Here is a 16330-nt window from a genome sequence, read left to right as displayed (position 1 = left end):
ATTAATTTCTATCTATATCAGATTTTTCTCATATTGCATAAGCTCTTCAAGCGTATATTCAACCATACGCTCCTGCTTCGTCAAATATACTTGAATGAGTCGCTCTAATACATTTAATCCGACGACTTTGCCTTCGCCTTCTGGTGTCATTGATAAATCACCGATGTCTGGCATACCTTCTTTTGCAATCTCATAATCATCATTTTCGTATTTTAGACAACACATTAAACGCCCGCATAACCCGGATATTTTTGTCGGATTCAGCGATAAATTCTGATCCTTTGCCATTTTAATCGACACAGGCTCAAAATCACCTAAAAATGTCGAACAGCAAAGCATTCTTCCACATGGACCAATTCCTCCAAGCAGTTTCGCTTCATCACGAACACCAATTTGACGTAGCTCTATTCGTGTACGGAAAACGCTAGCTAAATCTTTTACTAATTCCCGGAAATCTACACGCCCTTCTGCTGTAAAATAAAAAATAATTTTATTGCGATCAAATGTATATTCAACGTCAACGAGCTTCATATCCAACGAATGCTCAACAATTTTCGTATTCGCTAATTCAAAGGCACGTTTTGACTCAATAGTATTTTCTTCTACCTGGAAACGATCACGTTCATCGGCTGGTCGAACTACTTGTTTTAATGGTAAAACAACGTCATTCTCCCCGACTTGCCGCATCGGCACAACTACTTTGCCATATTCAATTCCCCGGGCTGTTTCTACGATTACATATTCGCCAACTTCCAAAATATAAGCGGCTGGATCAAAATAATATATTTTACCCGCTTTTTTAAAGCGAACTCCGACTACATTATACAAATGTATACCCCTCCTGAAGATTCAGCATAAGCTGTTCCATCAATAACGTACGATTCATATTACGATTTAAATTCGTGCGGGCCTGCAAAATAGATTGCATTTGGCGTGACAGTTTCTCATATGTCAATACGAGTGCCAGTTCATTAAATCGTTGATACATATCGGGATACGTGCACTTTGCTTGCTGGTTTGCTTTAATCGCTACTATATCACGGTATGCAAATAGCAACAAATCCAGTGCTAGCTCCATATCTTCTTTTTCTTTGAAGAGCGGGAGCCATTCTTCATGAACATATAATAGTGCTTCATGAACATTTTGATGAACAATCTCTACTAATTTTAACACTGTTTTTCGTGCAAGTACAAATTGCTCATCATTTGCAAGTGCAATAGCTGTTTCGAGATCATTTGTCACCATGCTTGTTGTCGATGCCATTGAATTTGTAATTCCCTGTTCTACCAGTTGCTCCATCATAGTAATACGGGGTGCTTTTGCAAATTTAATATGCTGACAACGAGAACGGATCGTCGGAATAATAGATTGAATTTGCTCGGTTAATAAAATCGCCACGACTTGTCCGTCAGGTTCTTCTAAAAACTTTAAGAGCATATTAGCAGAAGCAATATTTAATTTATCTGCATGATGAAGCACATAAATTTTCTTGCCCTTCTCTACACCTGTCATCTTCATTTCCGCAACTAAATCTCTTATTTGATCAATTTTAATAAATTGTCCATCAGGCTCTACTTGCCAAATATTCGGGTGATTTCCCGAATCAACTCGTCTGCAATTTCGACATGTTTCACATGGAACATTTTCTGACAAATTTCCGCAAAGAAGAAGTTTCATAAAAAAAGAGACGACATCTCGTTTACCCGTACCTTTTTCACCTTCGAATATATAGGCATGTGCTAAACGATCTTTATCTACAATTGTTTGTAGTTGCTTCATCACTACAGGTTGCAGCTTCGTAAGCTCTTCAATAGTTCGTGTCAATTCCCTCACCTTTTTCATTTCCTGCTTCTATTTATTTGAATGCCCTATGTACAATTCAAACAATATATATTCTGCTTGGAAAAATGCCCGTGTCTAGTGCACAACAAAGACACGGGCATTTTTCACATATACAGATTTATTAAAAGTCCCTTAATCTCGCCAATTTTCGCCAATAACTCAATAGACTCTTTTTCTTCATTTAGAATATCTTCTGCCAATTCGACAAGACGCTCATCAATTGTTTCGACAATTTTTAAGCGGCGCCCTTCTCCAAAACGGTTCCATGTATGTGATTGCTTCATCTCAAGCCCATAATCTACTGCTTCCTGTAAAAAACGTTTCACAAGCATTTTAAAGCGAGCTAATTCACGTAAATTCCGTGATCGTGCTACTCGGTCACCCGCTGTAGAAATATCACCCATTAATCTCGTGAGTTGCTCTGACTGCATTTTCGACTCTTGCTTTACAATCATGTCACCAAAGCGATTCCCGTTTTGATTTGCCGGACGCAAATCATTGCGATTCGCATTCAAATTTGTTCGGAGATCTTGATTAATCTTCATTTACCATTCGCCTCCAAAAAAATAACGCCCCACTATACTTACTATCGAACTCGGTTTTATACGCGCAATAATGATGGCTGCGTGAATTTAACATTACCGATTGGGGCTTTAATTTCCTTCAGTCTGTTGAAAGAAATTAAAAATGGTGGAATTGTTCGATTGGTAATACAAATACAATCGCTCCTCCAACTTCAACTTCTACAGGGTACGGGATATAAGAATCTGCGTTCCCTCCCATTGGCGATACAGGAGCAACCATTTGCTCGCGTGATCGACAGTTTTCACGAATAATCTCTAATAACCTTGGAATTAAAGAATCATCCGTACCTATTAAAAATGTCGTGTTTCCCGATCGTAAAAATCCACCTGTACTCGCTAATTTTGTCGCACGATAGTTGTTTTTCGTTAATGCATTCGATAAGCGGTTGCTATCTTGATCTTGCACTACTGCTACTACTAACTTCATCCGTACTCACCCCTTCATTGAATTGGTTCCTCTATTATATCATCAATTACGCCTCGGTGTAATTGTGTCCAGATTTTTTTTGAGTTTACTCAAAAAATTTCTATTAAAAAATCTGTGACATCTGCCAGAGGCTTATTTTTATTCAGCGGGTGTTCTAGAAACCCGCTGAATAAAAATAAAAGGTACACTTCATTTACTTTTACCCTAATAACGGATTTAAAATCCCCCACACTTCTTCAACCACCTGTTCAAGAGCCTGGTCTGCATTCACCATTTTAAAGCGCTTCGGGTAACGTCTTATTGCTTCCTCGTACCCTTCATATACTTTTTGATGGAATGCCAAATCTTCAGCGTCTAATCGGTTAATTTCATCACTACGTGTCGCATGAATACGCGCTAACCCTCTTTCCGGTGCAATATTAAAGAAAATAGTTACATCCGGCAGACGCTTTCCTATCGCAAATTCATTAATAGAAAGTACATCATCGACTCCGATTTCCCGTGCATAGCCCTGATATGCCAATGAGGAGTCAATAAACCGATCGCATAATACATGCTTTCCTTCTTCCAATGCAGGCACAATTTTTTCATAGAAATGCTGTGCACGTGCTGCAGCATATAATAATGCCTCTGTCCGCTCATGCATTTCCGTATGTGCCGGGTCTAAAATAATCGTCCGAATTTTCTCGGCGATTTCAATCCCGCCTGGTTCACGTGTTAGTAAAGCCTCAATACGCTCTTCTTTTAAACGCTCCCCAATTGCCTTTAGTACACTTGTTTTACCGGCACCTTCCCCGCCTTCAAACGTAATAAATAAATTCCTTTGCATTTTTATATTCTCCCTGCATCTATATTATGACTTGTATTAGTTTTTCCTGTAATCGGTGATCTCCCTGGAACAGTGCACCGATAGCGAGCAGCTCTTCCAACTGACGAATTTGTGCTTCCGTAATTTTCTCACCTTGGACCAGTAATGGAATTCCCGGTGGATACGGAATAATTGTATTAGCTGCAATTCGCCCGTTAGTCAGCTTGTATGGAGTCCACTCTTTTTCTGCCTGCTCTATTTCCTCAAAGCTATATTCCGGTTGCGTAATTGCTATCGTCTCAAAGCTTTCTGTATCATCTATATATTCATTGCTTTCGCAGAGTTTTAAATGGGTATTTGCCTCTTTCATACGGTTACATAAATTCGTAATCGAGTAACAATCTCCTTGCTTCAATAACGGTAAAATTAAAAGCACTTGTTTTGCATCTGCCAACTCAACATACACATGCATTTTTTCCAATGCCTCTTTTAATTGAAAACCTGTGTAACCAGGGGCACGTACTAATAGTTTTAATGAATCATTCACTTCAATAACCTTTAAATCCGTTAAAGTTGTCAATGATTCAATAAATTGCAGACGCTTCTCCATAAGATACGCATAGTCAGCTGGCGTATAGTTGGCTACATAACTTCTTGCATCATCAAGGGAAGCTAAAAGTAAATACGATGGACTACTCGATTGTAACATACGTAAATAACGGTTTACTTTCTGTTTGCTTACTAATGATGATTTCATATGTAAAAAGGAAGCCATTGTCATAGCGGGTAATGTTTTATGGGCTGACTGGACGACAATGTCTGCACCTAGCTCAAGGGCCGAAGCGGGGAGATCCTCCGATACGGTTAAATGGGCCCCATGTGCCTCATCAACTAGAACAGGAATATGATACTCATGGCATAATTCAATTTGCTCTGCAAAATCAACTGCTGTCACCCCATAATAAGTCGGATACGTAAAGATAGCGGCCTTGGCATGCGGATAAGTTGCTATCGCTTGCTCTAATGTATCCAAATCAATACAACCCGCAGTCTGACTTTTTATATCCCACTTTGGTGAAACATATACAGGTTTCACCCCAACAAGTTCCAATGCATGAAAAATAGATTTGTGTGCATTTCTTTGAACAAGTACAGTATCTCCTTTTTCACAAGTTGCATAGATCATTGCTAAGTTCCCAACTGTTGAACCATTCACTAAAAAGAAACTCCGATTTGCCCCATATGTAGTTGCGAGGAGTTGCTCTGCCTGCTGAATGGCTTCTTCTGGATGATGAAAATCATCTAACCCTGTCAGTTCAGTTACATCATATTTTAATGCCTGTTTTATTTCATCAGGCAAATTCGACAGCAACCCATTTTTATGTCCAGGCACATGAAAGGATTGCGGCTCATCCGCAACAAACTTTTTTAATGCTTGAACAATTGGTCGATTACTATTCACCATATTCACCTCATTTTCCATTGTTCCTCTATTATAAGACGTCTCGACCTCTCAAACCACCATTGGCGTTAGAAATGAAAAACTAGCTAACATTGATCATTAGCTAGTCATAAAACATATATTGGTTACTTAATAAATTTTTAAACAAACTACTATCTTTTCTATAACAATATCTACATTCGTCACTGCATTTAGACTTTGACATTTCATACGTCCAAATTATCAAAAGTTTCTTTGCTCTCGGTCTTTGTACTTGCTTGAATTTGCATACTCATGGTTACAGCGCATACAGATTTTAAGTAAACAAAAAACCCACTGATTACTCAGCGGGTTTGCGTTGTGCGAAGCGACGTCCTACTCTCACAGGGGGAAGCCCCCAACTACCATCGGCGCTAAAGAGCTTAACTTCCGTGTTCGGTATGGGAACGGGTGTGACCTCTTTGCCATCATCACTTCACTATTTTCGGCTTCCAATACACGGCGCTATCCTTCGTCAACTTCCTTCGTTCTTTCAGTCACGTACTTAAGTACGCTCCTTCAATCACTCAGTCGTTTCCTCGACTAGCTTGTGTCTTGAAACCCTTAGAAAGATCATTCTTTCAAAACTGGATAAACGTTTCATTGAATTGAGCAATAAAATGTGGTTAAGTCCTCGACCGATTAGTATTCGTCAGCTGCATGCGTCACCGCACTTCCACCTCGAACCTATCTACCTGATCGTCTTTCAGGGGTCTTACTTACTTGCGTAATGGGAAATCTCATCTTGAGGGGGGCTTCATGCTTAGATGCTTTCAGCACTTATCCCGTCCATACATAGCTACCCAGCGATGCCTTTGGCAAGACAACTGGTACACCAGCGGTATGTCCATCCCGGTCCTCTCGTACTAAGGACAGCTCCTCTCAAATTTCCTACGCCCACGACGGATAGGGACCGAACTGTCTCACGACGTTCTGAACCCAGCTCGCGTACCGCTTTAATGGGCGAACAGCCCAACCCTTGGGACCGACTACAGCCCCAGGATGCGATGAGCCGACATCGAGGTGCCAAACCTCCCCGTCGATGTGGACTCTTGGGGGAGATAAGCCTGTTATCCCCGGGGTAGCTTTTATCCGTTGAGCGATGGCCCTTCCATGCGGAACCACCGGATCACTAAGCCCGTCTTTCGACCCTGCTCGACTTGTAGGTCTCGCAGTCAAGCTCCCTTATGCCTTTACACTCTACGAATGATTTCCAACCATTCTGAGGGAACCTTTGGGCGCCTCCGTTACTCTTTAGGAGGCGACCGCCCCAGTCAAACTGTCCGCCTGACACTGTCTCCTACCCCGCTAAGGGGCATGGGTTAGAAGTTCAATACAACCAGGGTAGTATCCCACCGACGCCTCCTTCGAAGCTGGCGCTCCGAGATCTCTGGCTCCTACCTATCCTGTACAAGTTGTACCAAAATTCAATATCAGGCTACAGTAAAGCTCCACGGGGTCTTTCCGTCCTGTCGCGGGTAACCTGCATCTTCACAGGTACTATAATTTCACCGAGTCTCTCGTTGAGACAGTGCCCAGATCGTTACGCCTTTCGTGCGGGTCGGAACTTACCCGACAAGGAATTTCGCTACCTTAGGACCGTTATAGTTACGGCCGCCGTTTACTGGGGCTTCAATTCACAGCTTCGCTTGCGCTAACCGCTCCTCTTAACCTTCCAGCACCGGGCAGGCGTCAGCCCCTATACGTCACCTTACGGTTTTGCAGAGACCTGTGTTTTTGCTAAACAGTCGCCTGGGCCTATTCACTGCGGCTTCTCTAGGCTATGCACCCAAAGAAGCACCCCTTCTCCCGAAGTTACGGGGTCATTTTGCCGAGTTCCTTAACGAGAGTTCTCTCGCACACCTTAGGATTCTCTCCTCGACTACCTGTGTCGGTTTGCGGTACGGGCACCTCTCACCTCGATAGAGGCTTTTCTTGGCAGTGTGAAATCAGGAACTTCGCTCATACGAGCTCGTCATCACAGCTCAACGTTATAGTATGCGGATTTGCCTACATACACGCCTTACTGCTTGAACACGCGCAACCAACGGCGTGCTTACCCTATCCTACTGCGTCCCCCCATTTCTCAAACGGTGAGGAGGTGGTACAGGAATATCAACCTGTTGTCCATCGCCTACGCCTATCGGCCTCGGCTTAGGTCCCGACTAACCCTGAGCGGACGAGCCTTCCTCAGGAAACCTTAGTCATACGGTGCATGGGATTCTCACCCATGTTTCGCTACTCATACCGGCATTCTCACTTCTAACCGCTCCACCAGTCCTTCCGGTCTGACTTCAACGCTGTTAGAACGCTCTCCTACCACGCATACTCAAAGTATGCATCCACAGCTTCGGTGAATCGTTTAGCCCCGATACATTTTCGGCGCAGCGTCACTCGACCAGTGAGCTATTACGCACTCTTTAAATGATGGCTGCTTCTAAGCCAACATCCTGGTTGTCTAAGCAACGCCACATCCTTTTCCACTTAACGATTACTTGGGGACCTTAGCTGGTGGTCTGGGCTGTTTCCCTCTTGACTACGGATCTTATCACTCGCAGTCTGACTCCCGTGTATAAATATCCGGCATTCGGAGTTTGTCTGAATTCGGTAAAGCGAGATGCCCCCCTAGTCCAAACAGTGCTCTACCTCCGGTATTCTCAATCACGAGGCTAGCCCTAAAGCTATTTCGGAGAGAACCAGCTATCTCCAGGTTCGATTGGAATTTCTCCGCTACCCACACCTCATCCCCGCACTTTTCAACGTGCGTGGGTTCGGGCCTCCAGTGAGTGTTACCTCACCTTCACCCTGGACATGGGTAGATCACCTGGTTTCGGGTCTACGACCACGTACTAATTCGCCCTATTCAGACTCGCTTTCGCTGCGGCTCCGTCTTCTCAACTTAACCTCGCACGTAATCGTAACTCGCCGGTTCATTCTACAAAAGGCACGCTATCACCCATTAACGGGCTCTAACTACTTGTAGGCACACGGTTTCAGGATCTATTTCACTCCCCTTCCGGGGTGCTTTTCACCTTTCCCTCACGGTACTGGTTCACTATCGGTCACTAGGTAGTATTTAGCCTTGGGAGATGGTCCTCCCGGATTCCGACGGAATTTCACGTGTTCCGCCGTACTCAGGATCCACTCTGGAGGGAATGAACTTTTGACTACAGGGCTTTTACCTTGTTTCGCGGACCTTTCCAAGTCGCTTCGTCTAATTCATTCTTTTGTAACTCCGTATAGAGTGTCCTACAACCCCAAAGAGCAAGCTCTTTGGTTTGGGCTCTTCCCGTTTCGCTCGCCGCTACTCAGGGAATCGAATTTTCTTTCTGTTCCTGCAGGTACTTAGATGTTTCAGTTCCCTGCGTCTGTCTTCAACACGCTATGAATTCACGTGAAGATACTATCCGATTAAAGATAGTGGGTTCCCCCATTCGGAAATCCCCGGATCAAAGCTTACTTACAGCTCCCCGAGGCATATCGGTGTTAGTGCCGTCCTTCATCGACTCCTAGTGCCAAGGCATCCACCGTGCGCCCTTATTAACTTAACCAAAAGTTAACACTTAGATCAGAGATCTAAGATTTAAGTTTACACGTCAATTGCTTGACTTGTTTAAAAATCTATAAAATAGAAATTTGATTTATTGCTTTCAATGTCGTTTTATCCAGTTTTCAAAGAACGAAGCAGCTGACTTCAATCACATCGTGAGAAGCTTCACTGATTTTGCTTCATGCAGCTTTGCGACGTAAGCGCAAGCGTCAGGAGCAAGGTTTGAAGTATTTCATTCATTTAAGAATGAACCTTCAAAACTGAACAGCAAACGTTAATGTTTCATTCCCCGAAGGAATGATTCCGAAAAATCCTTAGAAAGGAGGTGATCCAGCCGCACCTTCCGATACGGCTACCTTGTTACGACTTCACCCCAATCATCTATCCCACCTTCGGCGGCTGGCTCCATAAAGGTTACCTCACCGACTTCGGGTGTTACAAACTCTCGTGGTGTGACGGGCGGTGTGTACAAGGCCCGGGAACGTATTCACCGCGGCATGCTGATCCGCGATTACTAGCGATTCCGGCTTCATGTAGGCGAGTTGCAGCCTACAATCCGAACTGAGAACGGTTTTATCGGATTAGCTCCCCCTCGCGGGTTGGCAACCGTTTGTACCGTCCATTGTAGCACGTGTGTAGCCCAGGTCATAAGGGGCATGATGATTTGACGTCATCCCCACCTTCCTCCGGTTTATCACCGGCAGTCTCCTTAGAGTGCCCAACTGAATGATGGCAACTAAGAATAAGGGTTGCGCTCGTTGCGGGACTTAACCCAACATCTCACGACACGAGCTGACGACAACCATGCACCACCTGTCACCGTTGCCCCCGAAGGGGAAACTATGTCTCCATAGTGGTCACCGGGATGTCAAGACCTGGTAAGGTTCTTCGCGTTGCTTCGAATTAAACCACATGCTCCACCGCTTGTGCGGGCCCCCGTCAATTCCTTTGAGTTTCAGTCTTGCGACCGTACTCCCCAGGCGGAGTGCTTAATGCGTTAGCTGCAGCACTGAGGGGCGGAAACCCCCCAACACTTAGCACTCATCGTTTACGGCGTGGACTACCAGGGTATCTAATCCTGTTTGCTCCCCACGCTTTCGCGCCTCAGTGTCAGTTACAGACCAGACAGTCGCCTTCGCCACTGGTGTTCCTCCAAATCTCTACGCATTTCACCGCTACACTTGGAATTCCACTATCCTCTTCTGCACTCAAGTTCCCCAGTTTCCAATGACCCTCCCCGGTTGAGCCGGGGGCTTTCACATCAGACTTAAGGAACCACCTGCGCGCGCTTTACGCCCAATAATTCCGGACAACGCTTGCCACCTACGTATTACCGCGGCTGCTGGCACGTAGTTAGCCGTGGCTTTCTAACAAGGTACCGTCAAGGTAGCGCCAGTTACTACGCTACTTGTTCTTCCCTTGCAACAGAGTTTTACGAACCGAAATCCTTCTTCACTCACGCGGCGTTGCTCCATCAGACTTTCGTCCATTGTGGAAGATTCCCTACTGCTGCCTCCCGTAGGAGTCTGGGCCGTGTCTCAGTCCCAGTGTGGCCGATCACCCTCTCAGGTCGGCTACGCATCGTTGCCTTGGTGAGCCGTTACCTCACCAACTAGCTAATGCGCCGCGGGTCCATCTTATAGTGACAGCCGAAACCGTCTTTCAACTTTCAAACATGTGTTAAAAAGTATTATTCGGTATTAGCCCCGGTTTCCCGGAGTTATCCCAATCTATAAGGTAGGTTACCCACGTGTTACTCACCCGTCCGCCGCTAAAATTTTAAAGGTGCAAGCACCAATAAAATTTCCGCTCGACTTGCATGTATTAGGCACGCCGCCAGCGTTCGTCCTGAGCCAGGATCAAACTCTCCATAAAAGTAGTTTGAAAGCTCATTTGCTTTGCTAGCGATCCAACTTCGTTAGAAGTTGAAATCTATTGTTTGCTTCATTTAAGAAGCTTGTTTCATTAACGTTGCTTGTTCAGTTTTCAAGGTTCATTGCGTCGTTTAAGTGACAACTTTTATATCTTACCATTCTACGAATGTTATGTCAACATTTATTTTAAAATGTTTTTTCGATATTTGTTGTCATCGTTGCGACTTATAATAATATATCATGATATTATTCACTTAGCAATAGTTTTTTATAACTTTTTTTTGATTTTATATATTTAATATACAAGTTTTGCTTTGCTAACGTCAAATAAGCCAGTCTTAGTATAATAATGTACTTCTCCGTACAGTAATGAAAAGTAGAGCAAATCACTTTCTTCAGTATTCTCCTTTTATTTTATATACATAAAGATTCGTGGTAATACTGCTGTTATATACTATAAATACTAAAACTATACCTCTAAAGAGAACTATCGACTAGCCACCGTACATAAAATGTTTCCTATGTTCCTAACTTTAAATTAAGTAATAAAAAATATATTAACACCCTAGTATTGGAACTTTTTTACAGAAGGTACGTATATAATTTATACTTACGTAAATAAGGAGGAAATTAATATGACATTTAATGAAGAAAGAAAATGTAGACATTGTGGAAGTTCTGAATTTGATGAAGCGACAGACTATATATTACTGAGAAAAAGTAAAGTTTCGTTTGTTGGATCTGAAAAGGTTTATACTTTTTGTATAAGCTGTGGGGAAATTCAATCAATTCGCCTCACTAATCCTAACGTTTTTAAGAAGTGAAAGTAAAAGAGGTATTTCTAAAATGTTTAGAAATACCTCTTAATAGTTTATTTAATTTACCTTCATACAAGCCAATGCCCTTTCAAATCCCTCAATATCGTTAAAAGGACTTCTCGTACTAATATTTCCAAAAAGATTACTACACGCTTCTATTAATATTTAATCTCTTCTTCTGAATATCCAAGCTACTCTTAACATTGTCCGAGATAATAATAAAAATTCCATACATACGTCATATTTCATTTTAAATCGATTCAGCGATACCTTCTATTGCTTGCTTGATCTTGATTGCATCATTATAAAAACCCATATCATATTCATTTTTACTTTATTAAATATAACTTTCAATTTAAAGGTCTTGGGATCAAACATAAAATAGCTATCTAAAATAGTTACATCAATTTTATTATAATAGAACAACGTCTTACTATATTCTTTTTTTATAGAATATAAAACTGCCAATGAATCTTGTATACGTGATAATAAATAATTTTTATTCAACTCATAATCTGGTGTCTCTTGAGATAGCTATGTTATTTGCATTATAGCCTCATCAAGTATCACCTTTTTATGTAATATCCACTTAAAGTGCATCTTTTCCTCTCTCTTTTTTTAAAATTAGGTATAAAACGGCACTGTTAAGAATAGAAAAAAGTAGAGAAGTAAATTAAGTTGCTGCAAAGAATAGAAAAATTCCCCGTAGAACAGGAGAGAAAAAAAGATGGAACAAACGATTTCGATAGAGAAACGTATTAAAGAAATTTTTGCAGATGACCCGCTTTATTTAGTTATTAAAGAAACACCGACTGAACAATTCTTTTTATCGGAAACTTATTTGTCCAACCTCATTGAGAAAAAATACTATTCCACACCTGAAGTAGCCAGCTGGTTTAATGTCACTGATGCACAGATACGTTACTATATTAAACCGTTTGAAGAATATCTTTTTGATGATGAAGCGTCAAATCCTACTACAGCATCTGTTATTCGTTTAGACTTTAAGGCCGTTATAAAACTGCGTATGATTTTACTGTTAAAGGACGAATACCGTGTAAAAGGGTTAAAGCAGCTATTACGTATTAATAAAGATGGCCATATTATCAAAAAAAGAACTCCTTCCTCAACAGAAGTAGGAATGCCCGATAATATTGAGTACAGACTCAATGCCATGAGCCAAGCACTTGAGCAAATTATGAAAACAGGTTTGTTTAAAATGGAACAAGATGAAGAGAGCCAGCAAATGCAGCTAAGTTTGAACTATGATTTCTTTAAACAGGAGATCAAAGCCCTCCCTCCGGAACATTCACAAGAATTGACGGAGATCCAAGTGGCTACAAAAAAACTTGAACAGGAAAATACCGAATTGAAAAAGAAAGTCGAGGAAATAATGGCTTCCAATAAAGAGGATATTGCTATTCGAATTAGAGAAAAGGCAATCGAACAAATTGTGCTCAACCGTTTGCAAAATGAAGCAGTACAGCAGTATTCGCAACAAAGAAAAATAACCCTTTTCCAGAAACTTTTCCGTTCTGCGCAAATGGAAGTAGATAAGAAGCTGTATATCGCAGCTTATATCGAAGAAAAGTTTCCAAAACAATTAACCCAGGCACTACTTGAATACCATGAACAATCTATAAGTTACCAAAATGAATAATCTAAACGCTTCCTTCCATAAGGGAGCGTTTTTACTTTGAAAATGACATTTATATAAGTTTTATATTAAAAATATAATCTATGTGTGTAATTAATAAATTACAAAGAAAAATTATTTCCATTACTATTCCCCGTATTCTCTAAGGTTTCTTATTTCAGCGAAATTTGAGAAAAAATGAATGCTGATAATTTTATTTTCTCTCTCAGGGAAATCACGGACTGATTTATATAGAGAACTAGGTGGGGAAAAGTTTATAAACGGAACCTCGGATTATAAAAGGAATTCATATCCCACACGATTCTCGATGTTAAATATTAAAATGAACAAGTCAAATTCCTATTTAATTTAAACGACAAAAAACCCACTGATTACTCAGTGGGTTTGCGTTGTGCGAAGCGACGTCCTACTCTCACAGGGGGAAGCCCCCAACTACCATCGGCGCTAAAGAGCTTAACTTCCGTGTTCGGTATGGGAACGGGTGTGACCTCTTTGCCATCATCACTTCACTATAGTGGGCTTTAAATAAGCCTATGTAAAAGAATTTCATTCTTTCAAAACTGGATAAACGTTTCATTGAATTTGTGCAATAAAATGTGGTTAAGTCCTCGACCGATTAGTATTCGTCAGCTGCATGCGTCACCGCACTTCCACCTCGAACCTATCTACCTGATCGTCTTTCAGGGGTCTTACTTACTTGCGTAATGGGAAATCTCATCTTGAGGGGGGCTTCATGCTTAGATGCTTTCAGCACTTATCCCGTCCATACATAGCTACCCAGCGATGCCTTTGGCAAGACAACTGGTACACCAGCGGTATGTCCATCCCGGTCCTCTCGTACTAAGGACAGCTCCTCTCAAATTTCCTACGCCCACGACGGATAGGGACCGAACTGTCTCACGACGTTCTGAACCCAGCTCGCGTACCGCTTTAATGGGCGAACAGCCCAACCCTTGGGACCGACTACAGCCCCAGGATGCGATGAGCCGACATCGAGGTGCCAAACCTCCCCGTCGATGTGGACTCTTGGGGGAGATAAGCCTGTTATCCCCGGGGTAGCTTTTATCCGTTGAGCGATGGCCCTTCCATGCGGAACCACCGGATCACTAAGCCCGTCTTTCGACCCTGCTCGACTTGTAGGTCTCGCAGTCAAGCTCCCTTATGCCTTTACACTCTACGAATGATTTCCAACCATTCTGAGGGAACCTTTGGGCGCCTCCGTTACTCTTTAGGAGGCGACCGCCCCAGTCAAACTGTCCGCCTGACACTGTCTCCTACCCCGCTAAGGGGCATGGGTTAGAAGTTCAATACAACCAGGGTAGTATCCCACCGACGCCTCCTTCGAAGCTGGCGCTCCGAGATCTCTGGCTCCTACCTATCCTGTACAAGTTGTACCAAAATTCAATATCAGGCTACAGTAAAGCTCCACGGGGTCTTTCCGTCCTGTCGCGGGTAACCTGCATCTTCACAGGTACTATAATTTCACCGAGTCTCTCGTTGAGACAGTGCCCAGATCGTTACGCCTTTCGTGCGGGTCGGAACTTACCCGACAAGGAATTTCGCTACCTTAGGACCGTTATAGTTACGGCCGCCGTTTACTGGGGCTTCAATTCACAGCTTCGCTTGCGCTAACCGCTCCTCTTAACCTTCCAGCACCGGGCAGGCGTCAGCCCCTATACGTCACCTTACGGTTTTGCAGAGACCTGTGTTTTTGCTAAACAGTCGCCTGGGCCTATTCACTGCGGCTTCTCTAGGCTATGCACCCAAAGAAGCACCCCTTCTCCCGAAGTTACGGGGTCATTTTGCCGAGTTCCTTAACGAGAGTTCTCTCGCACACCTTAGGATTCTCTCCTCGACTACCTGTGTCGGTTTGCGGTACGGGCACCTCTCACCTCGATAGAGGCTTTTCTTGGCAGTGTGAAATCAGGAACTTCGCTCATACGAGCTCGTCATCACAGCTCAACGTTATAGTATGCGGATTTGCCTACATACACGCCTTACTGCTTGAACACGCGCAACCAACGGCGTGCTTACCCTATCCTACTGCGTCCCCCCATTTCTCAAACGGTGAGGAGGTGGTACAGGAATATCAACCTGTTGTCCATCGCCTACGCCTATCGGCCTCGGCTTAGGTCCCGACTAACCCTGAGCGGACGAGCCTTCCTCAGGAAACCTTAGTCATACGGTGCATGGGATTCTCACCCATGTTTCGCTACTCATACCGGCATTCTCACTTCTAACCGCTCCACCAGTCCTTCCGGTCTGACTTCAACGCTGTTAGAACGCTCTCCTACCACGCATACTCAAAGTATGCATCCACAGCTTCGGTGAATCGTTTAGCCCCGATACATTTTCGGCGCAGCGTCACTCGACCAGTGAGCTATTACGCACTCTTTAAATGATGGCTGCTTCTAAGCCAACATCCTGGTTGTCTAAGCAACGCCACATCCTTTTCCACTTAACGATTACTTGGGGACCTTAGCTGGTGGTCTGGGCTGTTTCCCTCTTGACTACGGATCTTATCACTCGCAGTCTGACTCCCGTGTATAAATATCCGGCATTCGGAGTTTGTCTGAATTCGGTAAAGCGAGATGCCCCCCTAGTCCAAACAGTGCTCTACCTCCGGTATTCTCAATCACGAGGCTAGCCCTAAAGCTATTTCGGAGAGAACCAGCTATCTCCAGGTTCGATTGGAATTTCTCCGCTACCCACACCTCATCCCCGCACTTTTCAACGTGCGTGGGTTCGGGCCTCCAGTGAGTGTTACCTCACCTTCACCCTGGACATGGGTAGATCACCTGGTTTCGGGTCTACGACCACGTACTAATTCGCCCTATTCAGACTCGCTTTCGCTGCGGCTCCGTCTTCTCAACTTAACCTCGCACGTAATCGTAACTCGCCGGTTCATTCTACAAAAGGCACGCTATCACCCATTAACGGGCTCTAACTACTTGTAGGCACACGGTTTCAGGATCTATTTCACTCCCCTTCCGGGGTGCTTTTCACCTTTCCCTCACGGTACTGGTTCACTATCGGTCACTAGGTAGTATTTAGCCTTGGGAGATGGTCCTCCCGGATTCCGACGGAATTTCACGTGTTCCGCCGTACTCAGGATCCACTCTGGAGGGAATGAACTTTTGACTACAGGGCTTTTACCTTGTTTCGCGGACCTTTCCAAGTCGCTTCGTCTAATTCATTCTTTTGTAACTCCGTATAGAGTGTCCTACAACCCCAAAGAGCAAGCTCTTTGGTTTGGGCTCTTCCCGTTTCGCTCGCCGCTACTCAGGGA

8 protein-coding genes and 5 rRNA genes (1 of these 13 cut by a window edge) are annotated in these 16330 nt (G+C 43.5%); 2 read left to right on the top strand and 11 right to left on the bottom strand.

Annotation, left to right across the window (positions count from 1 at the left end; translation table 11 throughout):
• Nucleotides 1–12: 12 nt before the first annotated feature.
• The 9 genes from MHH37_RS00330 to MHH37_RS00290 form a co-directional block, all read right to left on the bottom strand.
• A complete protein-coding gene (locus MHH37_RS00330; protein WP_008408311.1) occupies nt 13–828 on the bottom strand; it encodes a stage 0 sporulation family protein in 816 nt (271 codons plus the stop codon).
• Nucleotides 821–1825, bottom strand: a complete 1005-nt coding sequence (gene holB / locus MHH37_RS00325) for a DNA polymerase III subunit delta' (protein ID WP_041865667.1) — start codon at nt 1823–1825, stop codon at nt 821–823. Before holB ends, MHH37_RS00330 begins: the two co-directional genes overlap by 8 nt.
• Before the next feature lie 122 nt (nt 1826–1947).
• On the bottom strand, nt 1948–2388 hold the full coding sequence (locus MHH37_RS00320) for a YaaR family protein (protein ID WP_008408313.1): 441 nt from the start codon (nt 2386–2388) through the stop codon (nt 1948–1950).
• A 136-nt stretch (nt 2389–2524) separates the two neighbouring features.
• Entirely contained in the window at nt 2525–2854 is a 330-nt protein-coding gene (locus tag MHH37_RS00315) for a cyclic-di-AMP receptor (protein ID WP_008408314.1), read from the bottom strand.
• 199 nt (nt 2855–3053) lie between these two features.
• Nucleotides 3054–3683 carry a dTMP kinase gene (gene tmk / locus MHH37_RS00310; RefSeq protein ID WP_342574555.1) on the bottom strand — a complete coding sequence of 210 codons (630 nt, stop codon included), beginning with the start codon at nt 3681–3683 and terminating at the stop codon, nt 3054–3056.
• Nucleotides 3684–3702: 19 nt separating this feature from the next.
• Nucleotides 3703–5127, bottom strand: coding sequence for an aminotransferase class I/II-fold pyridoxal phosphate-dependent enzyme (locus MHH37_RS00305; protein ID WP_342574554.1), 1425 nt, complete (start codon nt 5125–5127; stop codon nt 3703–3705).
• A gap of 338 nt (nt 5128–5465) precedes the next feature.
• Nucleotides 5466–5581: ribosomal RNA gene (gene rrf, locus MHH37_RS00300) — 5S ribosomal RNA — on the bottom strand.
• Between the two features lie 183 nt (nt 5582–5764).
• Nucleotides 5765–8693: ribosomal RNA gene (locus MHH37_RS00295) — 23S ribosomal RNA — on the bottom strand.
• 317 nt (nt 8694–9010) lie between these two features.
• A 16S ribosomal RNA gene (locus MHH37_RS00290) occupies nt 9011–10567 on the bottom strand.
• The 16S, 23S and 5S rRNA genes sit together here, the layout of an rRNA operon.
• A 634-nt stretch (nt 10568–11201) precedes the next feature.
• On the opposite strand from MHH37_RS00290, the gene MHH37_RS00285 reads away from it, so the two are divergent.
• Nucleotides 11202–11390 carry a hypothetical protein gene (locus MHH37_RS00285; protein ID WP_342574553.1) on the top strand — a complete coding sequence of 63 codons (189 nt, stop codon included), beginning with the start codon at nt 11202–11204 and terminating at the stop codon, nt 11388–11390.
• Between the two features lie 721 nt (nt 11391–12111).
• Nucleotides 12112–13044 (top strand): DNA primase, encoded by a 933-nt coding sequence (locus tag MHH37_RS00280; RefSeq protein WP_340734491.1) that lies wholly within the window; start codon nt 12112–12114, stop codon nt 13042–13044.
• Between the two features lie 390 nt (nt 13045–13434).
• Here MHH37_RS00280 and rrf (MHH37_RS00275) read toward each other — a convergent pair.
• Both rrf (MHH37_RS00275) and MHH37_RS00270 read right to left on the bottom strand, forming a co-directional pair.
• Nucleotides 13435–13550 (bottom strand): 5S ribosomal RNA (rrf, locus tag MHH37_RS00275).
• Nucleotides 13551–13637: 87 nt separating this feature from the next.
• A 23S ribosomal RNA gene (locus MHH37_RS00270) occupies nt 13638–16330 on the bottom strand; it runs 236 nt beyond the window's last position.

Origin of the sequence: Solibacillus sp. FSL K6-1781, assembly GCF_038630735.1 — a bacterium.
GTDB lineage: Bacteria > Bacillota > Bacilli > Bacillales_A > Planococcaceae > Solibacillus > Solibacillus silvestris.
This window is presented reverse-complemented; position numbering and strand designations above follow the sequence as displayed.

Coding starts and splice junctions, on each gene's coding strand:
- MHH37_RS00320 (WP_008408313.1), bottom strand. CDS start 2,388: ATGAAGATTAATCAAGATCTCCGAACAAATTTGAATGCGAATCGCAAT.
- MHH37_RS00315 (WP_008408314.1), bottom strand. CDS start 2,854: ATGAAGTTAGTAGTAGCAGTAGTGCAAGATCAAGATAGCAACCGCTTA.
- tmk (WP_342574555.1), bottom strand. CDS start 3,683: ATGCAAAGGAATTTATTTATTACGTTTGAAGGCGGGGAAGGTGCCGGT.
- MHH37_RS00305 (WP_342574554.1), bottom strand. CDS start 5,127: ATGGTGAATAGTAATCGACCAATTGTTCAAGCATTAAAAAAGTTTGTT.
- MHH37_RS00285 (WP_342574553.1), top strand. CDS start 11,202: ATGACATTTAATGAAGAAAGAAAATGTAGACATTGTGGAAGTTCTGAA.
- MHH37_RS00280 (WP_340734491.1), top strand. CDS start 12,112: ATGGAACAAACGATTTCGATAGAGAAACGTATTAAAGAAATTTTTGCA.